This window comes from Flavobacterium sp., from assembly GCF_031423415.1.
GTDB lineage: Bacteria > Bacteroidota > Bacteroidia > Flavobacteriales > Flavobacteriaceae > Flavobacterium.
Genome location: NZ_JANPFL010000038.1, coordinates 24,622 through 49,447, shown reverse-complemented (window position 1 = coordinate 49,447; position 24,826 = coordinate 24,622). Strand labels below are relative to the sequence as shown.

General features: G+C 35.9%; 23 protein-coding genes. 3 read left to right on the top strand and 20 right to left on the bottom strand.

The genetic code is table 11. The features are described 5' to 3' along the window. Positions 1-50 precede the first annotated feature (50 nt). The gene (locus RMO83_RS04095; protein ID WP_310558403.1) at positions 51-470 is read left to right on the top strand and encodes a nucleoside-diphosphate kinase; all 420 of its coding nucleotides are present in this window, start codon (positions 51-53) and stop codon (positions 468-470) included. Positions 471-619: 149 nt separating this feature from the next. On the opposite strand, the gene RMO83_RS04090 is transcribed toward RMO83_RS04095, so the two are convergent. Both RMO83_RS04090 and RMO83_RS04085 read right to left on the bottom strand, forming a co-directional pair. Continuing rightward, the gene (locus tag RMO83_RS04090; RefSeq protein WP_310558402.1) at positions 620-916 is read right to left on the bottom strand and encodes a DUF721 domain-containing protein; all 297 of its coding nucleotides are present in this window, start codon (positions 914-916) and stop codon (positions 620-622) included. Then, positions 897-1,340 carry a lipocalin family protein gene (locus RMO83_RS04085; RefSeq protein ID WP_310558401.1) on the bottom strand — a complete coding sequence of 148 codons (444 nt, stop codon included), beginning with the start codon at positions 1,338-1,340 and terminating at the stop codon, positions 897-899. Before RMO83_RS04085 ends, RMO83_RS04090 begins: the two co-directional genes overlap by 20 nt. Before the next feature lie 230 nt (positions 1,341-1,570). On the opposite strand from RMO83_RS04085, the gene RMO83_RS04080 reads away from it, so the two are divergent. Further along, positions 1,571-2,638 (top strand): serine hydrolase, encoded by a 1,068-nt coding sequence (locus tag RMO83_RS04080; protein WP_310558400.1) that lies wholly within the window; start codon positions 1,571-1,573, stop codon positions 2,636-2,638. A 179-nt stretch (positions 2,639-2,817) separates the two neighbouring features. On the opposite strand, the gene ftsY is transcribed toward RMO83_RS04080, so the two are convergent. The 14 genes from ftsY to RMO83_RS04010 all read right to left on the bottom strand — a co-directional run bounded on the left by ftsY (position 2,818) and on the right by RMO83_RS04010 (position 12,630). After that, positions 2,818-3,771 (bottom strand): signal recognition particle-docking protein FtsY, encoded by a 954-nt coding sequence (gene ftsY, locus RMO83_RS04075; RefSeq protein WP_310558399.1) that lies wholly within the window; start codon positions 3,769-3,771, stop codon positions 2,818-2,820. A gap of 202 nt (positions 3,772-3,973) precedes the next feature. After that, a complete protein-coding gene (locus RMO83_RS04070) occupies positions 3,974-4,126 on the bottom strand; it encodes a DUF4295 domain-containing protein (RefSeq protein WP_082014152.1) in 153 nt (50 codons plus the stop codon). 70 nt (positions 4,127-4,196) lie between these two features. Next, entirely contained in the window at positions 4,197-4,385 is a 189-nt protein-coding gene (rpmG, locus tag RMO83_RS04065) for a 50S ribosomal protein L33 (RefSeq protein ID WP_103806173.1), read from the bottom strand. A gap of 23 nt (positions 4,386-4,408) precedes the next feature. After that, positions 4,409-4,645 (bottom strand): 50S ribosomal protein L28, encoded by a 237-nt coding sequence (gene rpmB, locus RMO83_RS04060; RefSeq protein ID WP_103806174.1) that lies wholly within the window; start codon positions 4,643-4,645, stop codon positions 4,409-4,411. 71 nt (positions 4,646-4,716) lie between these two features. Next, on the bottom strand, positions 4,717-5,970 hold the full coding sequence (locus RMO83_RS04055; RefSeq protein ID WP_310558398.1) for a competence/damage-inducible protein A: 1,254 nt from the start codon (positions 5,968-5,970) through the stop codon (positions 4,717-4,719). 283 nt (positions 5,971-6,253) lie between these two features. After that, the gene (locus RMO83_RS04050) at positions 6,254-6,598 is read right to left on the bottom strand and encodes an Hpt domain-containing protein (RefSeq protein ID WP_310558397.1); all 345 of its coding nucleotides are present in this window, start codon (positions 6,596-6,598) and stop codon (positions 6,254-6,256) included. Further along, complete coding sequence (locus RMO83_RS04045) at positions 6,599-7,210, bottom strand: fumarylacetoacetate hydrolase family protein (RefSeq protein ID WP_310558396.1); 612 nt, start codon at positions 7,208-7,210, stop codon at positions 6,599-6,601. It abuts the gene before it with no gap. A 69-nt stretch (positions 7,211-7,279) separates the two neighbouring features. Then, a complete protein-coding gene (locus RMO83_RS04040; protein ID WP_310558395.1) occupies positions 7,280-8,050 on the bottom strand; it encodes a 3'-5' exonuclease in 771 nt (256 codons plus the stop codon). A 132-nt stretch (positions 8,051-8,182) separates the two neighbouring features. Beyond that, a complete protein-coding gene (locus RMO83_RS04035; RefSeq protein ID WP_310558394.1) occupies positions 8,183-9,505 on the bottom strand; it encodes a dihydrolipoamide acetyltransferase family protein in 1,323 nt (440 codons plus the stop codon). Between the two features lie 122 nt (positions 9,506-9,627). After that, positions 9,628-10,764 carry a glycosyltransferase family 2 protein gene (locus tag RMO83_RS04030; protein ID WP_310558393.1) on the bottom strand — a complete coding sequence of 379 codons (1,137 nt, stop codon included), beginning with the start codon at positions 10,762-10,764 and terminating at the stop codon, positions 9,628-9,630. A gap of 14 nt (positions 10,765-10,778) precedes the next feature. After that, positions 10,779-11,087, bottom strand: a complete 309-nt coding sequence (locus RMO83_RS04025) for a hypothetical protein (protein WP_310558392.1) — start codon at positions 11,085-11,087, stop codon at positions 10,779-10,781. Beyond that, entirely contained in the window at positions 11,084-11,317 is a 234-nt protein-coding gene (locus RMO83_RS04020) for a hypothetical protein (protein WP_310558391.1), read from the bottom strand. Before RMO83_RS04020 ends, RMO83_RS04025 begins: the two co-directional genes overlap by 4 nt. Before the next feature lie 95 nt (positions 11,318-11,412). Further along, positions 11,413-12,102 carry an OmpA family protein gene (locus RMO83_RS04015; RefSeq protein WP_310558390.1) on the bottom strand — a complete coding sequence of 230 codons (690 nt, stop codon included), beginning with the start codon at positions 12,100-12,102 and terminating at the stop codon, positions 11,413-11,415. Positions 12,103-12,108: 6 nt separating this feature from the next. Further along, positions 12,109-12,630, bottom strand: a complete 522-nt coding sequence (locus tag RMO83_RS04010) for a lipocalin family protein (protein WP_310558389.1) — start codon at positions 12,628-12,630, stop codon at positions 12,109-12,111. Between the two features lie 181 nt (positions 12,631-12,811). Here RMO83_RS04010 and htpG point away from each other — a divergent pair, with 181 nt between their 5' ends. Continuing rightward, a complete protein-coding gene (htpG, locus tag RMO83_RS04005) occupies positions 12,812-14,695 on the top strand; it encodes a molecular chaperone HtpG (RefSeq protein ID WP_310558388.1) in 1,884 nt (627 codons plus the stop codon). A 326-nt stretch (positions 14,696-15,021) separates the two neighbouring features. On the opposite strand, the gene RMO83_RS04000 is transcribed toward htpG, so the two are convergent. The 4 genes from RMO83_RS04000 to RMO83_RS03985 form a co-directional block, all read right to left on the bottom strand. Continuing rightward, a complete protein-coding gene (locus tag RMO83_RS04000; RefSeq protein ID WP_310558387.1) occupies positions 15,022-19,215 on the bottom strand; it encodes a T9SS type B sorting domain-containing protein in 4,194 nt (1,397 codons plus the stop codon). A gap of 105 nt (positions 19,216-19,320) precedes the next feature. Then, positions 19,321-21,198: an OmpA family protein gene (locus RMO83_RS03995; protein ID WP_310558386.1), complete on the bottom strand. Its 1,878-nt coding sequence runs from the start codon at positions 21,196-21,198 to the stop codon at positions 19,321-19,323. Between the two features lie 20 nt (positions 21,199-21,218). Then, complete coding sequence (locus RMO83_RS03990; RefSeq protein ID WP_310558385.1) at positions 21,219-22,139, bottom strand: type IX secretion system membrane protein PorP/SprF; 921 nt, start codon at positions 22,137-22,139, stop codon at positions 21,219-21,221. 1 nt (position 22,140) lies between these two features. Next, positions 22,141-24,816 (bottom strand): gliding motility-associated C-terminal domain-containing protein, encoded by a 2,676-nt coding sequence (locus RMO83_RS03985; protein ID WP_310558384.1) that lies wholly within the window; start codon positions 24,814-24,816, stop codon positions 22,141-22,143. Positions 24,817-24,826 lie beyond the last annotated feature (10 nt).

Below are 24,826 nucleotides of genomic sequence, written 5' to 3'. Positions count from 1 at the left end.
TCATTTAACTAATAAATGGTATTTTTGCACCCAATTAAAAAAACAAAAAAATGGCTACTAATAGAACTTTTACAATGATTAAACCCGATGCTGTCAAAAACGGACACATTGGAAATATTTTAGCAATGATTACCAATGCTGGTTTCAAAATCGTTTCATTGAAATTGACACAGCTAACAGTGGCTGATGCCCAAGAATTTTATGCCGTTCACGCAGCAAGACCTTTCTATGGGGAATTAGTACAATTTATGTCAAGCGGACCTATTGTGGCTGCAATTCTTGAAAAAGAAAATGCAGTTGCCGATTTCAGAACTTTGATTGGAGCAACAAATCCAGCTGATGCTGCTGAAGGGACTATCCGTAAAGCATACGCAACATCAATGGGAGAAAACGCAGTTCACGGTTCTGACAGTGATGAGAATGCAGCTATAGAGAGCGGTTTTCATTTTGCAGGAAGAGAGCAATTCTAAATTTATGATTTAAGAGTAACGATTTTTGAATTAAGATTTAAAAATCCCACAATATAGAAAATCCATTTTCAAAATTTTGAAAATGGATTTTTTTATCTATTATTAAAAAAATCTGCAATTAAAAATCGTTAATCAGCAATCTGAAATCATTACCTCAAAACTACTTCCTTAACTACTTCGCGTTTCAATTCTTCGTTAATCATGGTGACAATTTTGGACTTTCCGTGGGTTAATTCTTCTCTCAAAACTGCTGAAGAAAGTTCCACATACAAAGTACTGCCTTTCAAAACCACATTTTTAGTGTAATGATTCACACCATTGCCCATAAGGATTTTCCATGCCTCTCGCACATCAATTTGATCCATTCCAGGTTGCAATTTGTTAACTTGGATAATGTGTTTCAAAACATCTCCAACAGTGCTTTGATTATTTAATCTTTTTGCCATCACCTAGAATGTTTACAGGGGTTGCTTTTTTGTAATGATATTGTTTTTTTTCAGAGTTTTCAAAAACCATTTTTTCACTAGAAATCGAAATCAATTCCTCCGACCATTTGGCATATGAAGTAACGTAATCAAAAAATACTTTATCGTCATCAATCCTTACTTTAAAACTTTCTTGGGTGTCGTTTACAATGAAAGTACCGTCTAATTGCGGCATGACTTTTTTTCTAAAACCACTATTATTTTTGTCCATTTCAAAATAATCATAACTTTCGTTTATGGTGTAATTTTTGTCTTCTCCGTCTTCAAAAACGACTTTCTCAATTTCCCAATAGCCATTGATTTTGGCAATATCCTCCGTTTTTACCTTTTGCTGACAAGAGGCAAAAAGAAATGTAATAAACAACAATCCAACTATATTTCTCATAAATTTTGTTTTTTGGGGAGCTACTTCCTGCTGTTCACTATATCTTTTGTGGCGAACACCGCCACAAAAGGATGCCGATCCCATCAGGGCTAGGGTTTTGCAATCAAAAGATATTTTCTATCTTCGACAAAGTTACTCTTATTAAATTCCAAAGAAAACAAAAAATAAAAAAAACTCATTAAACTATTTATACTATTTTTGGTCTTATCTCCAATTAAAATCGTAAAGCTATGTCAAAAATTTATATCCTTCTTTGTCTGTTTTTGTTAGTCAGTTGCAGTTCAAATACTCCGGATCCAAATCCATCACCACAAGAAACAATGTATTTCCCACCCAAAACTGGTGATGTTTGGGAAACAAAATCTATCGCTGATTTGGGTTGGAAACAAAATGCAGTGCAACCTCTTTTGGATTATTTAACACTAAAAAACTCCAAAAGCTTCATCATTTTGGTGAATGGAAGAATCGTGATGGAACAGTATTTCAATGGACATTCCGCTTCAACTCCTTGGTATTGGGCAAGTGCTGGCAAAACGTTAACTGCAACAATTACAGGAATAGCTCAACAAGAAGGTTTGATCAACATCAACAACAAAGTTTCTGATTATATTGGAACCGGTTGGACTAGTTTGCCATTGGCAAAAGAAAACTTGATAACCAACAAGCACTTACTCACAATGACATCTGGCATCGAAGATATTGCCAATGGTGATAATGTTTCTGCCTCAAAACTAACTTACAAAGCTGATGCAGGAACTCGATGGGCTTATCATAACGTATATGTAAAATTGCAAGATGTAATTGCTAAAGCAAGTGGACAAACATGGTCTAATTATTTTAATTCAAAGTTAAGAGATAAAATAGGAATGACCGGAAATTGGATACAAATAGACAACAACAGCGTGTATTGGAGTACTGCTCGCAGTATGGCGCGTTTTGGATTATTATCACTCAACAAAGGGAAATGGGAAAGCACGACCATTTTGAACGAAACCTATTTCAATGAAGCGACCAATACTTCTCAAAACATCAATTTAGGATACGGTTATTTGTGGTGGTTGAACGGCAAATCAAGTTATCATTTGCCTCAATCTCAACTACAATTTCCAGGAAGTATTATTCCTTCTGGACCCAATGATATGTTCATGGCTTTGGGTAAAAATGACCAAAAAATCTATGTGATTCCAAGCAAAAAAATGGTAGTCATTAGAATGGGCGAAGCTGCAGATAACGCAAACCTTGCTCTATCTGATTTTGATAATGTGCTTTGGCAAAAAATAAATGCTTTGTATCAATAATTTAACGTTCAGATCTTCCCTTAAAAAAACCAAGAATAAAAAAAATAGTACCTAATAATAAACAAATATAATAAAGAGGAACGTTTAGGTCTCGCACAACATTGGATAATACGAACGCTATACAACTTGCAAAGTAAAAGTAAATCGGTTTGATGTTATTATAAAAACCCACTAGACTATTATTTAAAGAAACTATCTACAAACTCATATTTATTGAAGACTTGTAAATCTTCAATTCCTTCACCGACTCCAATGTATTTTACGGGAATCTGGAATTGGTCTGAAATTCCGATCACCACCCCACCTTTGGCAGTGCCATCTAATTTGGTTACAGCAAGCGAAGTTACTTCGGTAGCGGCTGTAAATTGTTTGGCTTGTTCGAAAGCGTTTTGTCCTGTTGAGCCATCGATAACCAATAACACATCGTGAGGCGCATCTCCAACAACTTTTTGCATTACACGTTTTACTTTGGTCAATTCGTTCATCAAATTGATTTTATTGTGCAAACGACCTGCGGTGTCAATAATAACAATGTCAGCGTTTTGAGCAACGGCAGATTGCAAAGTGTCAAAAGCTACAGAAGCTGGATCACTCCCCATATTTTGTCTTACGATGGGAACACCAACACGGTCTGCCCAAATTTGCAATTGATCGATTGCTGCGGCACGGAAAGTATCAGCTGCACCTAGAACTACTTTATAACCTGCTTTTTTGAATTGGTAAGCGAGTTTGCCTATAGTTGTCGTTTTTCCAACACCATTGACACCAACAACCATCAAAACATAAGGTTTTGTAGTATTTGAAATTACAAATTCAGTAGCTTCCCCAGAATTCGTTTCTGAAAGCAAACCTGCAATTTCTTCTCGAAGAATTTGATTGAGTTCGTCAGTTCCAAGGAATTTATCTTCGGAAACACGTTTTTCGATTCGGGTGATGATTTTCAGCGTTGTATTTACTCCAACATCTGAGGAAACCAATACTTCCTCTAAGTTGTCTAAAACCTCATCATCCACTTTAGATTTTCCTGCAACGGCTTTGGTTAACTTAGAAAAAAAAGATATTTTGGATTTCTCTAAACCTTTGTCAAGTGACTCTTTTTTATCGGAAGAAAATAATTTTTTAAAAAAACTCATTATAGTAGAAAAGTTAGAAGTTAGACGTTAGAAGTTAGAAAACTGCCAATTCAAATATTCATTTAATACAACATCTAAAAACGATTTAGTTTCAAAAAAATTTGATTAACACCAGAGCAATAGCGAACAGGCGAAGCAAATATAGAAAATAAAAAAGCTACTTCCGAATGAAAGTAGCTTTTCTATAAAATGCGAAAGTTAATTATTTCTTTTTCAAGAATTCATCAACCGCTTCAGGAGTCATAATAGATTCTACGAATGTATATGCGCCAGTTTTAGGAGATTTTACCATTTTTATGGCTTTTGATAATCTCTTAGAAGATGTCTGTAAGGATGCTACGGTTTTTTTTGCCATGATTCTATGTTGTTTGTATTTTAATAAATTTCAAATGCTACATCTAAAATTGAATTAAAATCTCTAATTATTATTTAATTTCTTTGTGAACAGTTACACGTTTCAAGATTGGATTAAATTTTTTAATCTCTAATCTATCTGGAGTATTCTTTTTGTTCTTTGTTGTAATGTATCTTGAAGTTCCCGCAACACCAGTTGTTTTGTGCTCAGTACATTCTAAAATTACTTGGATTCTATTACCTTTTGCTTTCTTTGCCATCGTGATTTATTTTTAGGAATGGATTATTTAATAAATCCACCTGCTTGTGCTTTTTTCAAAACTGCAGCGATTCCATTTTTATTAATTGTTTTTACCGTTGATGCAGCTACTCTTAAAGTAATCCATCTGTCTTCTTCTGGAAGATAAAAACGCTTTTTAACTAAGTTTACAGAAAATTTTCTCTTAGTTTTATTCATAGCGTGAGAAACGTTATTTCCTACCATCGCTCTTTTACCCGTAAGGTCGCAAACTCTTGACATTATCTTATCTTTTATCGTTATTCAAATAGAGGGTGCAAAGAAAAGAAAAATAAACGGATGAAGCAAAAAAATTATGGCACATTTTTAAAAATTTCTTTACGCAACATTTCTAAACTCTTAAGAGCCGCTCTATCTATCACTTTATCACGGGGTTGACCGAAATTAAACTCTTCAATTAGCACTTCATTTGGCGTTGCCAAGGCAATAAAAACCGTACCAACCTCGGCATCTGAATCCCCTTTTGATGGACCGGCATTCCCAGTTGTGGCAATTGCATAGTCGGTTTTCATTAATTTTTGAATATTAACCGCCATTTGCTTTGCCACTTCTGCACTTACAACTGAATATTCTTTGATCAAATCTTCAGAAAGTCCCAAAATCGATATTTTAGTTTCGGTCGCATAAGAAACAATGCCGCCTTTAAAATAGTTTGAAGCTCCTGCAACCGAGGTTAAAACCTGAGCAATTTTTCCGCCTGTGCAACTTTCGGCGGTAGCAATGGTTTTGTTTTGCTGTGTCAATAGACTTCCGATTACCTTCTCAAGTGTCTCATCATCTTCAAATCCAACAATACTATCGCCTAATATTTTGGACAAAGATGTTACGTTTTCGGAAATGGATTGCTCCAAAAATTCTTTATCTGTTCCGCGAGCTGAAAGGCGCAATCGCACTCGACCTAGACTTGGTAAATAGGCTAATTTTATAAACTCGGGTAGATTATTTTCCCAATTCTCAATCGTTTCTGCCAATAAACTTTCGCCAATTCCATAGGTTAAAACGGTTTTATGAATGATATATGGTCGCTTATATTCGGTAACAATTTTGGGGATAATTTCGTTTTCGACTATATATTTCATTTCAAACGGAACTCCTGGAAGCGAAATAAAAACGGTATTTTCTTTTTTCATCCACATTCCTGGTGCGGTACCCACTTTATTCTGAAGCACAGTACATTTTGACGGCACTAAGGCTTGATCTATGTTCAGTTGAGTGATCTTGCGTTTGTAAAACCCTTCGATCAAATGGGTAACATGCTTAAGTACTTGGTCATTTACAACTAATTGATCATCAAAATAATCGCAGAAAGTTTTCTTGGTGATATCGTCTTTTGTAGGCCCAAGTCCACCGGTAATGATAACCAAATCGACTTTGTTTTGAAGTTTTTCAAAGGTGCTTAGAATATGTTGTTTGTTGTCACTAATGGAAATCATTTCGTGTATTTCGACACCAATTCTATCTAATGATTTGGCAATAAATCCCGAATTTGAATCGACTATTTGCCCTATTAAAATTTCGTCGCCAATGGTTATTATGGATGCTTTCATTTGAGGTTAGAGTTTAGAAGTTAGGAGTTGGAAGTTAGGAGTTGGAAGTTAGGAGTTGGAAGTTGGAAGTTAAAGAATGTCAATTTTGAAATCTCAAATCTAAATTCTGAAATCTACAATCTGAAATCTGAAATCTTTTTAGCCCTGATGGAAGTGGAAAGCTTTTGCCTAAAATCACTATTTTTTCTAAATAAAAAAGAGCGACCAGAGGAAGCTCCTTTTTTATTTTTTTTGAAAAAAAGTGATTTTAAAAAAACTTGCAACATACAGCAGGATTTGCTTCTTATAAATCGAAATCTTTTTTTAATTCCTTAATGGCATCTTTTACTTGGTGCTTGACGCTCTTGAATGTTTCTTTTATTTCCTTCTTTTCACCTTCGATTTTTGTCCACGCTTCAATTTGAAGAATTTCTTCGAAAGCTACTTTTAAACCCAATAAATCTAGTGATGGTTTTACTTTGTGTGCGTAAGAATAAGCATGTTTATGATCTTTTTTTTTGATTCCTTCTTTGATTTCTGCGATATCTTCGGGAATTTCGGTAACAAATAACGTTACGATTTGAAGGACAAATTCTGGATCGTTATCTGAAAGTGCGTACACTTTTGCTAAGTTATAATGTAGTGCCATCTATTTTATTTGTATACTAAATAATTTATTTCCTTCTAAAAAACCTTCTAAAACATCGTCTGACTTTACAACTGCAACTCCTTCTGGTGTTCCTGTAAAAATAATATCACCAATTTTTAAAGTGAAATATTGTGAAACATAAGAAATTAGTTCGTCAATCTTCCACAACATAAAATCGGTATTGCCCTTTTGGACTGTTTCACCGTTTTTCGTCAATTCAAAAGTAATATTTTCTAATGAATTAAATTGACTTTTGGGCAAAAAATCGCCTATTACTGCCGAACCATCAAACGATTTCGCTTTTTCCCAAGGCAATCCTTTAGATTTTAATTCATTCTGCAAATCTCGGGCAGTAAAATCTATACCTACACTAATTTCGTCATAGTATTTATGAGCAAACTTGGTATCGATATATTTTCCCACTTTATTTATCTTGACTATAAGTTCTATTTCGTGATGAATATCATTGGAAAATTCTGGAATCACAAAAGGATGTTGTTTCAACAAAACCGCCGAATCGGGCTTCATAAAAATCACCGGTTCCGATGGTCTTTCGTTTTTCAATTCCTCGATATGCTTGGCGTAATTCCTGCCGATACAGATTATTTTCATAATTGGGGTTTTGGGTCTTGGGTCCTGGGTTTTGGGAATACCTTGCACCCAATACCTAAGACCCTGTACCTATTTCGTGTTCAATTTTCTCAACTTTATGGCTGTCAAAACTTTCTTAGTATATAAAGGAAAATCTGCATTTTGAATCCAACTGAAATAACCGGGTTCATTTTCTAAAACTGTGTCGACTTTTACTCCTTTGTGTTTTCCGAAGGTAAAAATTTCATTATCTTCCTTATCAAAAGCAATCATTCCTGCAAAATCGGCAATTTTTTTTCTAGTGGTAAATTCTGAAAGTGATTTTATATCGTTTTGCAAATCGGGATAACGCTCTAATTGGGCTTTCATAATTTCGTAAGTTGCCATTGTATCGGCTTCGGCAGAATGGGCATTTTCGAGACTTTGACCACAATAAAATTTCAATGCTGCGCTTAATGTTCGTTCTTCTTTTTTGTGAAAAATAGTTTGAACATCTACAGAAACACGGTTTTTCATGTCGAAATCTACTCCAGCGCGAAGCAATTCTTCTGCCAATAATGGAATATCAAAACGATCAGAATTGTATCCAGCCAAATCAGAATCTTTAATTATGTTGTAAACTTGCGACGCCAATTCCTTAAAAGTAGGCTCGTTAGCTACTTTTTCGTCTGTAATTCCGTGAACCAATGTAGTTTGATATGGAATGGGGATAGTGGGATTCACCAACCACGTTTTACTTTCTTTATTTCCGTTGGGAAAAACTTTGAAAATTGCTATTTCAACAATTCGATCTTTGGCCACATCAATTCCTGTAGTTTCTAGGTCGAAAAAGCAAATTGGTTTATTAAGTTTGAGCTCCATTATTTATTTTTAGAATGACAAATATATCTTTTTGAACATATAGTTTGTCGATTATTTTAAAAAGTTTTAGACAAAAATCAAAAACCCGACAAGTTCGAAAACAGTCGGGTTTGTATTCGATTTTATAAGTGATTAAAAATTTCTATCCACATCAAACGCTTCTAGATATTCTGCAACGCGTTTTACAAAACTTCCTCCCAAAGCGCCATCAACAACACGATGATCATAACTGTGGGAAAGAAACATCTTTTGGCGAATACCAATGAAATCGCCTTCAGGTGTTTCGATAACGGCTGGCACTTTTCTGATAGCTCCAAGTGCCAAAATCCCCACTTGCGGCTGATTGATAATTGGCGTTCCAAAAACACTACCAAAAGTCCCAACATTAGTGACGGTATATGTTCCGCCTTGTGTATCGTCTGGTTTTAGTTTTCCGGCTTTCGCTCTTCCTCCTAAATCATTCACGGCCTTAGCCATTCCAACTAAATTGAGTTGGTCCGCATTTTTAATAACGGGAACAATTAAGTTTCCATTTGGCAACGAAGCTGCCATTCCAAGGTTGATATTTTTTCTTTTGATGATAGTTTCACCATCAACAGAAATATTCATCATCGGGAAATCTTTCAAAGCTTTGGCAACAGCCTCCATAAAAATTGGCGTGTACGTTAGCTTCTCTCCTTCTCTATTTTCGAAAGCAGTTTTTACCTTATCTCTCCATTTTACAATATTGGTCACATCCACTTCAATGAACGATTGCACATGTGCCGAAGTCTGTACTGAAGCCATCATATAACCCGCAATCAGCTTGCGCATTCGGTCCATTTCGATGATTTCGTCGCCTCCATTCAGGGAAGAAATTATGGGTTGTGGGTTGAAAGTTATGGGTTGTGATTGAGCAATTATTTTTTGTTCTAGGATTTCACTTGGTGCAACAGAAAGTCTTGTTTGTATATAATTTAAAATATCCTCTTTTGTCACTCTTCCGTCTTTTCCCGAACCTGTAATATTTTCTAATTCTGCAACAGAGATCCCTTCTTCTTTAGCAATGTTTTTTACTAAAGGAGAAAAGAACTTTTCGGAAAGCCCCCCAGCCCCCGAAGGGAGAGCATAAACAATGTCAGTAGCATTGGTAATACTGCTTTCTATAATTTTTAAAGATTCAGAAATGTCTTGATTTACCTCACTTTGAGCTCCCCCTTCGGGGGCTGGGGGGCTTTCGGTTTCGATAATTGCAATGGTTTGACCTACTTGAACCAAATCATCTTTACCAAACAATTGTTCAACTAATATACCCGAAACTTCGCTGGGCAATTCACTATCGACTTTGTCAGTAGCAACTTCAAGCACAGCTTCATCGGCTTCGATTTTGTCACCTACTTGTTTCAACCAATTTGTAATAGTTGCTTCCGCTACGCTTTCTCCCATTTTTGGGAGTTTCAATTCAAATCTTGCCATAGTATTAACCTAAAAGGTGATTTTGATTTTATGAATGCAAAATTAGTGATTATTTTTAGTTCTAAGCTGATAATTGATGGTTTTTGGATAAATCAAAAATCAGAAATCTGATGTCTAAATTCTTAAATCTCGATGACTTCACCTCGATCAAAACTGCTATTGCTACCCAGCATAAAACGAGATGATTTCGGGATAATTTTAAAGGTAAATTCTTTGTATCTATTTGCTTCCAATGCATTAATTATCGTTTTGAAATTGAGATAATTTTGGTCGAAAATAATCTCAGTAGATGTACTATTCTTCATAAATGAATATGAAACATCTTGCATTTCAACCGTTTTATTTAATTGCTTTTCTAATTTTTCTTTTAAAATTTCATCATTCGAAATCAGTATATAATTATCTGGATTTGATTTTGGTTTTGGTTTTCCTTGAAACATTTTTACCAAAGAAAAGAAAACAATTCCTATCTTCATAAATATCGTAAAGAAAAAAGATACACGAAAATGTTTTTCAAAGAAAAAATTCATCGCTTGTTGATTGCGTTTCATATAGATTCCGTCCTTAACTGTACTTTCGCCCTTGTAATGTATAATTGAAGTTTCGTGAAAATAATAATTTGATTTTCCCTTCTTTAACGTCATATACGATAAATCAATATCGTCTGAATACATAAAACAATTCTCGTCAAAACCTCCGATTTCATCATACAAATCACGTTTCATCAACATAAAAGCACCGACTAGAATTTGGACTTTTCCAGATTCATTTTCGGATAAATGTTGAGCATAATATTTTCCAAAAGCCTTTGGAAATATTTTATACAAACCTGCTATTTTGGTAAAAGCGACAAAAGGAGTTGGAGTTCCACGCTTGCTTTCGGGCAGAAAATTTCCTGTTCCGTCGATGAGTTTGCAGCCAATAATTCCCAAATTTTTTTGTTTTTTGGCAAAAGCCAATACTTTCGTGAACGTATCTTCAGCAACAACTGTATCTGGATTGAGGATGCAAATATACTCGCCTTTTGCTTGGCTTACGCCTATGTTATTCCCTTTCGGGAAACCGGTATTTTCCTTATTTTCTATGAGTTTGATGTTCGGAAAACGCTGTTTCATCATCTCGCAACTATCGTCCTGAGAATTGTTGTCGATTACAATAATTTCGGCATCGATATTTTGCAAAGCATTTTGAACACTTAGAACACAAAGTTCCAAGAAATAACGCACGTTGTAATTGAGGATTATTACGGATAGTTGCATAAAAAAACAGTAAATTAGTGCAACATTTTTTTAAGATGTATTGGATTTTGCTTGTTGTTCCAAAATAAAATTAGGTCAATTTGAGATTTATCTTCAATGATTTTATAGTACAAAGTGGTCTGTTTTGAAATTACTAATGAATAACAATTGTATTCGGATTTGAAAATTCCGATTTCAGGAGTTTTGGATAATGTTGCTAAAAAATCATAAACTAAATCTTCAAATTTTTGAACTTCAATTTCATTCCATTTTGACAAAATAAAATTTATTTCATTGAAGTAACTATATGTGGCAATTGTTTTCCATTCAATTTTATAAATCATTTCAGGAAAGGATATTTTAATTTGGTTCTCCTTTTCATTTCTTCGTTAGAAATTCCCAAACCCATTTTGCTTTGTTCCAAACCTATTTCTAACAATTTTCGCAACAAAGTTTCTTGTTCATCAGTATTTGTTGGATCAAGCTTTTCTGTATAAGTTATTTTATAATCTGTAGCAGGCTCCTGAACAGCATCCTTTTTATTATCAATTGAACTTCTCTTTTGATTTCCCATTTTAAAAGATTTTAGAATTCAAATGTACAAATTAATTCCAAAAAAAAAGCTGCTTCAAAACGAAACAGCTTTAGAATATTTATAAAACGAAGATTTTATTGACCCGCTTCTTTTTTGGCATCTTGCACCATCTTGTCATTTGCTAAAATAGCAAATTCAACTCGGCGATTTTGAGCTCTTCCATTTGCAGTATCGTTTGTAGCAATTGGATCAGCAATTCCTTTTCCTGTAATTTTAAAACGAGAATTTAGCAAACCGTTAGACGCCAAATAATTTTTAACTGATTCGGCTCTTTTTTGAGAAAGCGTTAGATTGAATTCCGGACTTCCAGTACTGTCAGTGTAACCGAAAATCTCAATATTGGTGTCGGCATATTCCTTAAAAACCGGCACTAGCTTGTTTAAATTGGCTTTTGCGGCCGCTGTTAACGTCGCTTTTCCAGTGTCAAAACGAACTGCATTTTCGTTTAAAACTAATCGAATACCTTCGCCTACTCTTTCCACTTCCGCTCCTGGCAATGCTTGGTCAATTTCTCTGGCTTGTTTATCCATTTTATTTCCAATCAAAGCTCCAGTTCCGCCTCCTATTGCGGCTCCAATAAGTGCTCCACCTGCGGTTCCAATTTTTGAATTATTTCCTATTATTGCGCCAATTAGAGCTCCTGCTCCCGCACCGATTCCTGCTCCTTTTTGAGTGTTATTAGCATTTTTTACTGAATTACAACCTGCAAAAAGGGTTGCCACAAGAAACATACTGCTTATCCCTAAAATTGATATTTTTTTCATGATTATTTAGTTTTTAGTAGAAATGATTTTTACAAATTGGTAAGTAACTTCCTTATCTTGACCACCAACGTTGATTTTGTCAATTAATTGAAATGAATTCTCAGTTTGATTGGCCACCCGTAATAGAAAACCTTGAGTAACCGTTTTTGATTTTACTCCAGCTTCTACAATTTTGAGTACGAATACGCCTTCTTTATTTATACTCCAAACAATTGGCGAACTGAAAGCAAGACAATCGGTCTTTGTCAAACTCATACTTCCTTTGTTGTTATTAGAAATAAAATTCCACGTACTCCCAACGAAACAGTTAGTATCGGCAATATTAAAGGAACTCACTCTGATGTAATCTGAACCTGGAAAAGTTACGCTGGTTATAACCCAATTTCCTTTTATTGCAACTTGCGAACTTCTATCCAATTTCGTACTTGTTACTGGTTCATTTTTTACTGTTGTAGCAGTTGCACCCGATTTGCTTTTACAAGAAAAGATCAAAACAGCAAGCATAATAATTGTAATTGTTTTTTTCATTTTTATAGTCTTTTTTATATTAAACTTGATGCAAAGTTACAACGAACCTCCAAAAAATAGTATCAAAATAAAATATTTTTGTATCAAAATTCACGTTTCCGACAATTTGTCACTTCAACCGAAATTGGTATTCTATTTGAAAGCACGAATATAATAAAAATAATTTTTAAAAACTTCAACTATGACAACTGGAAAAATTAATGTTTCGGTAGAAAACATCTTCCCTTTAATTAAGAAATTCTTATACATCGATCACGAAATATTTTTACGTGAGTTGATTTCGAATGGGACCGATGCTACCCTAAAGTTAAAACATCTAACAAGCGTTGGCGATGCCAAAGTAGAATATGGCAACCCGATTCTGGAAGTTAAAATCGATAAAGAAGGCAAAAAATTGCATATTATCGACCAAGGTTTGGGAATGACTGCCGAGGAAGTAGAGAAATACATTAACCAAATTGCTTTTTCTGGAGCAGAAGAATTTCTAGAAAAATACAAAGATTCTGCCAAAGATTCAGGAATCATTGGTCATTTTGGTTTGGGTTTTTATTCTGCTTTTATGGTGGCCTCTAAAGTGGAAATTATTACCAAATCATACAAAGACGAGCCAGCAGCTCACTGGATTTGTGACGGAAGCCCTGAATTCACGTTGGAACCATCGGACAAAACCACTCGTGGCACTGAAATTATTTTGCACATTGCAGAAGATTCATTAGAATTTTTAGAAGAGTTCAAAATCAAGGAATTATTGAATCGTTACAACAAGTTTATGCCTATTCCAATTAAATTTGGAACTAAGACAGAAACTTTACCAAAACCAGAGGATGCTCCAGAAGATTACATAAATGAAACCATTGAAATTGACAACATAATCAACAACCCAAATCCAGCCTGGACGAAACAACCAACGGAATTAGCGGATGAAGATTATAAAAAATTTTACCACGAATTGTATCCAATGCAGTTCGAAGAAGCGTTATTTCATATTCATTTGAACGTAGATTATCCTTTCAACTTGACGGGAATTTTGTATTTCCCAAAATTGGGTTCTGATATGCAAATTCAAAAAGACAAAATTCAATTGTATCAAAACCAAGTTTACGTTACTGATAACGTAGAAGGAATTGTTCCTGAATTTTTGATGATGCTTCGCGGCGTTGTTGATTCTCCTGATATCCCGTTAAATGTTTCTCGTTCTGGTTTGCAAGCCGATGGTGCAGTGAAGAAAATTTCGAATTACATCACTCGTAAAGTAGCCGATAAATTGAAATCACTGTTCACGGAAAATCGCGCAGATTTTGAATCAAAATGGAACGATATCAAAGTAGTTTTAGAATACGGCATGCTTTCAGAAGAGAAATTCTATGAAAAAGCAGGTGCTTTTGTCTTGTATCCAACTGTCGATGATAAATTCTTCACTTTAGATGAATTGAAAGAAAACTTGAAGGAAAAACAAACTGACAAAGACGGAAAACTAGTTGTTTTATATGCTGGAAATAAAGAAGCGCAACATTCGTATGTCGAAATCGCTAAAGAAAAAGGATATGAAGTATTACTTCTAGATTCGCCAATTATCTCGCACTTAATCCAAAAAATTGAAGGTGACAATAAAGAGTTGACTTTCGTTCGTGTCGATTCAGATCATATTGATAATTTGATTAAAAAGGACGAAACTACAATTTCTAAATTATCCGATACCGAAAAAGAAAGTTTGAAGACTTCATTGGAAACTTACATTCCAAAAGCGTACACTGTACAACTAGAAGCTTTGGACAGCCAAGCTGCACCTTTCATCATCACGCAACCAGAGTTTATGCGTCGAATGAAAGAAATGAGTCAGTCTGGTGGTGGCGGAATGTTCGGAATGGGAAATATGCCAGAAATGTACAACTTGGTAGTCAATACCAATTCGGATTTGGCTTCTAATATCTTGAACACCGAAGACAAAACAACTCAGGAAGGTTTGGTAAAACAAGCTTTGGATTTGGCAAAACTATCACAAAACCTTTTGAAAGGAGAAGAACTTACGGCTTTCGTGAAGAGAAGTTTTGATTTGATTAAGTAAAAGACAAATTGATAATAGACCGATAGATAATAGACCTGCAAGTGAAAATTTGCAGGTCTTTTGGTTCATAGCAAAGTAGTTCTAAAATCGCTCGAATAGTACCTACTGGAGCAAGACAAATAAATCAGTCTTGAACCGCAGAGAATCCGTCTTGAGCCTTGGAAAATCATTTTCGCACGAGGGAAAATCATTCTTGCACAAGGGAAAATCATTTTCGCACAAGTGAAAATCATTCTTGCACAAGTAAAAATCATTTTCGCACAAGGGAAAATGACTTTCAACCGTGAAGCAAGGAGTATAAAAGAAAGGTTTTTTGTTCTAAGAAACTATCTTTTTAAGGAGAAATGAGCTTTAAATTCTTTGTTAGCACCTATCGAATCCTGATATAATAAATGGAACCAATAATCGGAAGCTGGTAATGCAACACCATTGTAAATGCCATCCCAACCTCTGCCTGTAGGTGCTATTTGTTTCAAAAGCTTACCATATTGATCGAAAATATAAATAATTGCTTTTTCTGGTTGATTTAGTCCTTCTATATTCCAAGTGTCATTAAATCCATCCGTATTTGGGGTGAAAAATCTAGGGTAATTAAGAGCGGTTACATTCAAGTCAAAATTATTGCACCCTAATTTATCTATAACTTTTACAGTATATTCTCCTCCTTTAAAAACGGAAAAAATTGGACTGCTCTGTGGTAATCCATCATCTAATTGATATTCATAATTCCCTAATCCTCCCGTAACCGTTACGATAATTTGCTGCTGATTATCAAAATCATTTCCCACAGTAGCTACTGCAATGGCTTCTTTTGATTCCTTGACATCAGCATTGAATACAATTGTACATCCTCCAGTGGAACTAGTTGCAGTAACCTTATAAACACCAACAGCAGTAGCATCATAGGAGGAGGACGTTGCGCTAATTGGACTGCCATTGTATTCCCAAGCAAAGCTGTAATCTATTAGGGATAAATTAGTTTCAATAGGTATTGGAGCCACAATTAGTCCTGCTTTATCAATGCATAAATAATAAATCAAATCAGTTGTTATATTATTATTCACAACCACAGTCAAACTTGCATTAGAAGCACATTGTCCAGCCGTCGGCGTAAAAATATAGGTTGTTGTTGCCGTGTCGTCCAAAGATGGTGACCAAGTTCCTGTAATCGAATTGTTAGATGTTGTTGGCAAAGCCGATAAAGTTCCTCCAGAACATATCGGAGCTACTGCTGTGAATGTTGGGATAACTTTTGAATTCACAGTGACAGTTTGTGTCGTAGTCGCAGCACATTGCCCAGCCGTTGGCGTAAAAGTATAGGTTTTTGTTACAGTATTATCTATAGCTGGCGACCAAGTTCCTGTAATCGAATTGTTGGATGTTGTAGGCAAAGGCAATAAAATTTCTCCTGAGCAAATCGTGGCCACTGGACTAAAAGTCGGTGTTACAACATTCGGACTAACGGTAACAGTCATTGTAGCTGTAGTAGCGCATTGATTTGCAGCTGGCGTAAAAGTATAGGTTTTAGTTGTCATATTGTCCAGTGCTGGCGACCAAGTTCCAGTAATTGAATTGTTCGATGTCGTTGGCAAAGCCGATATAGTTACTCCAGAACATATAGGAGCTACTGCTGCGAATGTTGGAATAACTTTCGAATTTACTGGTATGATTAGTGTCGTAGTTGTAGCGCATTGCCCTGCTGCTGGTGTAAAAGTATAGGTTGTTGTTGTCGTGCTGTCTAACGCTGGTGACCAACTTCCTACAATCGAATTGTTCGATGTCGTTGGTAATGCCGATAAACTTTCTCCAGTACATATCGGATCTAATATTGTGAATGTTGGGATAACTTTCGAATTTACTGGTATAGTTAGTGTTGTAGTCGTAGCACATTGTCCTGCTGTTGGTGTAAAAGTATAGGTTTTTGTTGCTGTATTATCTAAAGCTGGCGACCAAGTTCCTGTAATCGAATTGTTCGATGTCGTTGGCAAAGCCGATAAACTTTCTCCAGCACAAATCGCATTTATTCCCGTGAATGTTGGAGTCACTAGACTAGTACAAGTCGAACTACAAGTTGCTGATACGGGCGCCACACAAGGAACCCCGTCAACTGATAAAATAGTGAAAGTCACCGATATTCCTGGCCCTGAAACAGGAACATCGAAATTAGATGGAGAAACGTGATATCCTATTACAGGTGCCGCACCTGCAATAGAATAGGAATAATTATATCCTTTATAGCCGGTAATATTATTAAAGTCAAACCGCACTGAGGTTGCTGTTGTGTTTGCTGCATCACAAAATAAGGTCAATACACCTCCTTGAGGATTGACAATAGTAGTTACGGGCTTTATATCAGAACAAGTTCCAGCAACGCTTTTGATATAATAGGTGCCCGTTGTTGCAATAGTAGATGGATTAGCCAAAGCGCTGGTCGCAGCAGGATCAGTCCAATAGGATAAAATTCCCGAGCCAGTACTTCCGGCCGTTACCGCTGTAGCAGTAATATCAACTGTTGCTGGCGCACAAACTGGATTAGGATTGGAAATACTTAACACCAATGCCGAATTTATCGTAACGACTACAGGTTTAATATCTGAACAAGTCCCGGCAACGCTTTTGATATAATAGGTCCCACTTGATGCAACGGTCGAAGGATTTGGCAAAGGAATGGTCGCAGCAATATCCGTCCAATAGGATAAAGATCCCGAACCAATGCTTCCGGCAGTAACAGCAGGAACCGTAATGTCAACAATGCCTATAGCACCGCACACTTTTGCTGGATTAGTAATGTTTAACACTACAGAAGAACCAGAACTACTTATTTTTACAGCATTCGAATCAGAAGAACAGGTTGCCGTGTTTTCCCGTACTTGACAATAATATTGGTACCCCAATAATCCCGAATAAGAACTAATTGCTAACACCGAATTGGTTGCCCCATTATAAACTCCTCCATCGGTTACAGGCATCCACGTAGGACTATTTGGTACTGCAAAATACCATTGATAGGCTAATGAATTCCCTCCCACAACACCTTCATTTGCAGTGACAAAAAAAACAATATTGGAACAGCTTGGCGAAAATGTGGGTTGGGTTACAATTGTGGGTGCTGAACTTGATGTATATGGGAAAGTCCCTAAATTGCTGCAACTTTCATTATCCGATGTCGTCCAGTCGCTATCTGAAAAAGTTGTTTTTGGTCCTATTGCCGTCGGTTTTCTTTCGATTGTATATCCTTTTGTAGTAGGGCAATTGACTACATCTACCAAAACCCCATTTTTAGTCAGACGTATTTGATCGTCCTCGTTTATACCTTGAGAACTGTCCGTAAAATCAAATGCTTTTGGACACGGAGTCCCCGAATCACCTAAATTTGCTAAGAAAACTTTCCCTGGAAGAATTATTCCAGAAAGCAGTACTGTTCTTGATAGACTACTTGGATCCCCTTTAGTTTGATAAATTTCAAATTCATAATTTGAAACCGATAAATCAATTGGCGAAGCAGTAGGATTATACAATTCCATGTGCCAGACATTAAAATCCTTCGAATCATATACTTCTGAAATAATTAAATCACTAAAACTTCCTGTTCCGCCACTACAGGACGTTTTATCTTCTTTTAGAATTGTAAAAGCACCCGGAACTTGACATCCAACGCTATTTTTAATTGTTAAATTTCCGGTAGCTGCTGTAGGAACTAGAATAGTCATTTGCGTTGTAGAAGTAGAAATAACTGTGGCAGCAACACCACCAAAATTTGCGGTGGCGCCAGATAAATCGCCTGAGCTGGCAGTAATAACAACTTCAGTACCCACCGGACCAGAATTAGGATAAACTGTCGATAAAACAGGTGGAGTACAAGAAACAGTTCCTGTAACTTTAAAATCATCTACTACCCATAGTTCTCTACTACTATCATTTACTAAAGTAATTTTAAATCGTAAATTGAGTACGGAGGGTAGATTATTTATGGTAATTGTCGAATAGCCGTCGCTTGTGAGTTCTCCACCAGAATTTGGTTTAAAATTAACAGGACTTGAATTCCCATCATAAGCTGTTGTCGCATTTTTTCCTCCACTAAACGACCAACAAGCATTGGATTCTCCTAAAACGCGTAATGTACTGAACCAATTAGAGCCTCCATCTGGACTAACCTCAACCGTTACAATATCGTCAAGTTCTACACCATTCCCCGATGATCCAATTGAAAATGCTGCGACACGAAGTGACATCGTTACAAATGAATATCCAGAAGTATTAATGTCTGAATTGGATGTTAAAGTTGCAGTTCCATTAATGACACCATACGAATGGGTACCTTCCAAAAAAAATGGTGAGTTTGAAGGCAAATCACCTGAAGTAGACTTTCCAGTATAATATTGTCCCCCGCTTGTACTAAACGACAAGCTCGAATTATTTAATCCATCTGGAGCAATTGTAACTTGACCCCAACCTTTTGCGAAGAACAAAATAGTTAAGACGAATAGTTTAATTTTAAAAGAGATATCCTTATTGTTCATCTTTTTTTACATTATTTACAAAAAATAATTAAATTCAATTTCACATCTTAAGTGCAATCGTATTGACTTCTATTGAATTTTAGTTTTAGAATCCTTTCAAATCAACTACTTCACAAGCAAAAACTCGCTTCGTCTGTTTTGTGCATTTTGCGCATCGGTGCAATTTTCTTGACAGTTTACTTTTGACTCCGATTCACCATAGCCTTTCCCTGATATTCTTTCTGCATTTATGCCTTTTGAAATCGCATATTGGATGGTAGCCTTTGCTCTTCTTTCAGACAAACTCTTATTGTAGGCATCATCACCTAAATTGTCGGTGTGCGATTTTACAACTATTATCATTTTTTCATTGTTTTTCATCACTTGAACCAACTTATCCAATTCAAAAGCAGCATCTTGGGTAATATTACTTTTATCGAATTCAAAATTTATATCATTTAAAACAATTTCGGTTGGTGATACTATTTCAGTAATTGGCCTGAGTGCTGCATTTACTATAGATTTGCCTCCTTTGTTCGATGGCATTTCAAAAATACCACTTTCAAAACCGTCTTTTACAACTTTTATTGTATACGATTTGTTGCAATCTAAGGAAGAAATGACGGCACCATTTGTAGCAGTGTTTTTCGTGTCAACAGTATTTTTATTATTGTCGAGTATCGTAACAATTGCATTTTCTAATATTTTTCCTGTGTTTGAATTGGTAACAATTGTTGTATTTTCAACCGTGCAAACCGGATTTGCTGCATAAATATCATCATTTCCTGATCGGTTACTTGCAAAGAAACCTACTGCATATTGGTTATTGAAACTGAATGAAAAATCGTCTTTCTCACTATTTATAGGTTTGCCAAGGTTTATGGCTTTTCCTGCTAATTTAGAATTTAAATCTATCGAAAACACATCCAAACCTCCTAAACCTGGTTTTCCGCTAGACGCAAAATAAAGAATATTGTCCTCAGTTATAAATGGAAATTGTTCGCTAGCCATTGTATTTACTGATTCACCTAGATTTTCTGGTGCACCATAACTGCCATCTGAATTTACTTTTACTTTCCAAATATCATTATCTCCTTTTCCGCCTGGCATATTGGAACTGAAATACAAAGTTTTACCATCTTTACTTATACAAGGACTACTAGTTGAATAGTTTTTACTATTGAATGTCAATGGGACAATGTTTGCCCAAGCTCCGCCGGTTTTTGTGGCTTTAAAAAGGTTGACCTGACCCATTTTGAGATGGTTTTTTTTGTCTTTTTCAAAACTTTTTATAGCAAAACTTTCTCTAGCAAAATAGATTGTGTTACCATCAGCAGTGATACTTACCGGACCATCGTGCCATTTGGTATTAAGTTCAGGTTCTTCAGTTGGCGCTTCAATAGTTCCATCTTGATTGTAAACAGCTTTAAAAATATCTAAAAAAGGTTCCTCTTTAATTCCATCTGTTTTTTTAGATTTTTGATTAGCAATAGTAAAGTATAAGGTGCCGCCATCGGTCAAAAAAGGACCAAATTCTGACTTGTCGCTATTAATTTTCAGCAATTCAATGTCAAAAAGTTTTCTTTTTTCTAATAACTGAGGGATATAATTTGGATTTTCCTTATATTCTTTTGCTCGTGGGTCATTTGGAGCTTTATTTGTAAAAGTGACCATTTGACTGCTTGCTGCTTCGTATTGTGAATTTGCTTTCAGCATTTGAGCATAATGGTAATAAATTTCAGCATCTTGTGGCGTGCTTATTGTTTTTGCATACCATTTGATAGCTTCAACAGGATTAAACATCTTATAGTAGCTTTCTGCTAATTGTTTGTAGATATAGGTATCTTTTTCTCCTTTGTCAATTAGTTTTAGATAGGCTTCGGTAGCCTTGACATATTCAAATTGTAGATACAATTTATCGGCTTTTGCGGTTTCTTTATTTTGTGCTTTCAAAGTTATTGTGCTAACAAACACAAAACTCCATAAAATATATAAATTCTTCATTATTTAGTTTTGTTAATAGGTTAGAAATACCTTGATGAACGGGATACTTTTTTGGCAATATTCAAATCAAAAAGTAGGATAATCTCGTGTGACGACGGTGTTGTGATATTTAAATCAGAAACTATATGATCATAAGCATATCCTATTCGTAACTCTGGACTTATTGCAAAGTTTACCATCGCACCAAAACTGTCGTCCAACCGGTAAGTTGCTCCGATTTCAAATTTTTCGTTTATCAGGAAGTTAGACGAGACATCTAAAGAAACTGGTGCATTAAATGCCGATTTCAACATCATAAACGGCTTGAATTTTAAGCTTGGGCTTAAATCAAAAACATAACCACCTGTCAAAAAGTAGTGTTGAACCTCAGTGCCATATCGTACTCCGTTATAATCTAAATGTGTGGATTTAATCATATTTGGTACTGAAAAGGCAATATAGTAGGTATTCGTGTAATAAAAAATACCTGCTCCAGCATTGAAAGAAATAGTATTGGTGTCTTGTTTGAAAGCATCTTCATCTGGAAAAGGAAGCGAATTTGCAATTTCGCTGTTCAATCCAATTTTTTGAAAAGTACCTCCAGCTTTCATACCAAAAGCCAAACGATGTTCACCGCCTAAATTCAAAGTATAGGATAAATCGGTATAGACGTTTTGCTCGCTTACAGGTCCTATTTCATCGGATATCATAGATAATCCGAGACCTAAGTTATTCCCAATAGGACTTGAACCAGAGAGAGTAAATGTGCTTGGCGCTCCATCAATATTTACCCATTGCTTACGATATAACAAACCAAATGATATATTTTCCTTCGAACCTGCATAGGCAGGATTTATCACATTCATATTATACATGTACTGTGTATAATGAGGGTCTTGCTGTGCGCTTACATCCACAATAGCCATTGCAACTAATAGGATAGTGAAATATATTTTCTTCATTTTATTGTTTTCTATTAATATAAACCCAACCTGTCGTATTAGTACCATCTACTTTATGGATGGAATAAAAGTAGGTGCCATCGGGAAGTTCTTCACCTCCATTCGTTTGCCCGTGCCATTGATTGGTATAATTGATAAGATTGTACACTTCTGTTCCGTATCTATTGAAGATGTGTAACTCTTTGACTCCTAGTCCAGTTAAATCAAATTCATCATTTTTAGAATTCCCATCGGGCGAAATTCCTTTCGGTATACTGCAAAAAACTCCCGAAATTATATAGCTTTTGGTCGCAGGGCAACCTCCTACTGGAGTAATTTCTAAGGAATAAGTAAGCGGAAATTCCTCAACAACTGAAGTGTTTGCCAATGCTTTTGAAACATCCAAAGTGGATTCATTCGAACCAATATTATTTCCAAGTTCATCCTTCCATTGAAACGTTGCTGTTGCACTATCATACGAATTTGAAATGGGTTTTGATACCAATGTGAAAGACCCGTTGACGCAACTACCTGATATATCAAAATCAAAACTACTAATAACAGAAACTACTACAGGTTTAATGTCAAAACAAGTTCCAGAAGTACTTTTGACAAAATACGTTCCACTAGTGACAATGGCTGATGGATTTGCCAAGGCAATCGTTGCAGCAGCATTTGTCCAATAACTTAAAGTTCCCGAACCAGTACTTCCTGCTGTTACGGCTGCTAAAGTAACATTGACCGTGGCAGGCGAACAAACTGACGCAGGGTTACTTATGCTTAAAACTGGGGCTGAATTTATGGCTATTGTTACAGGTTTAATATCAAAACAAGTTCCAGATGTACTTTTGATGAAATAAGTTCCACTAGAAGCTACTGCTGATGGATTTGCTAAGGCAATTGTTGCAGCAGCATTTGTCCAATAACTTAAATTTCCTGAACCCGTGCTTCCTGCTGTTACGGCTGCTAAAGTAATATCAACCGTTGCTGGAAAACAAACTGCCGCAGGATTAGTTATGCTTAAAACTGGAGTTGAATTTATGGTTAATGTTACAGGTTTAATGTCAAAACAAGTTCCTGCTGTACTCTTAATAAAATAGGTTCCGCTGTTCGCAATGGCTGTTGGATTTAATAAAGGTGTCGTTGCAGCCAAATTTGTCCAATAACTTAATGCTCCCGAACCAGTACTTCCTGCTGTTACGGACGCTAAAGTAATATCGACCGTGGCAGGCGAACAAACCGACGCAGGATTAGTTATGCTTAAAGCCGGAGTTGAATTTATGGCTACGGTTACAGGTTTGATGTCAAAACAAGTTCCTGCTGTACTTTTGATATAATAGGTTCCGCTTATTGAAATAGTAGCTTGATTGGTCAAAGCAATTGTTGCAGCAGCATCGGTCCAATAACTTAAAATTCCTGAACCCGTGCTTGCTGCAGTTACGGCTGCCGCAGTAATATCGACTGTCGCAGGCGAACAAACTGAGGCTGGATTGATTATGCTTAAAACAGGAGGAATACAACCACTGGATGTACAAGTTTTTGAAGAAGACACAAAGCAAGTTCCTGCACCACCAATTGGCAAAACAGTAATGGTGACACTAGTACTTGCCGATAAGCCGCTTACTGTATAGTTTGATACATTTCCAATTTTTACTAAAGCCGTCGGTGCTCCTGAACCAATCTGATATGAAACAGAATATGTGGTTGCACCAATAACCGCTGGCCAATCAAACTGAACCGAAGAACTTGTAATAGTGCCGCAATTGATTACGGGAGATGTGCCCGAATTAATGTTAACAACTACAGTATCTATTTTATCTTTTCCACAAGAATTTGTAGCTTTTAATGTTAAGGTTATCGAGCCGGTAGCTGCAGAATCAATAGTATAATTAGTTCCTAATGTAGTTGAAGAGGAAAAGATTCCACTTGCTGCCGACCAACTTACAGACTGTTGCCCTTGTGCTATTCCAAGCAAAGAAATAGTAGCTCCTGGACAAGCGGTTATAGGAGAATTACCCGCATCTACAGCAAAAACATCTACAGGTGCAACACATCCATTATTCACATAAGAGGCTGTTCCAGATGGTGTAAAATTGACGGTCGCACCATTCTCCGCTGCATTATTCCCTGCAGTATTAATTAATAATGTTTTTTGATATGTTACCGAATCATTACATCCTGAGCCAAAAGACATTGAAAGTGTCCTTAAAATAGTTCCAGTAGTAGAGTAATTGGCAAAATGACCTATAGTTGTATCAGGATTATTTTGGAAAATAATATATATATTTTCCGAAATGGCACCAAATGCATTTAGATTCACATCAAAGTTGTAGCTAGTTACTAAAACTACCTTGGAGTTTGCAAGAATTATACCACCTGTAGGTTGTAGCAATTGGCCACAGCCACCAGCAGACTTAATTTGTGCATTTAATGTGGCTACTTTAGTGTTTGTAGTTGAATTCTGAATAAGGCCTTGCCAAGAATTATTTGGCCACACAACCGATAAAGCACTAGTGTTCATAGCGTTGCTACCGACTTGAAACCGAACCATTTCATTAAGACCTTCGTCTAAACTACTATTATCGCAAGCATCAACTAAAATGCTCTCGATTTGCGGGCACTGTGCTTGGATTTTTTGATTGATCAGAAGACCTACAGCGAGAAAACACCAGAGGTTTAAAATAAATTTAAATTTCATTTAAATTATA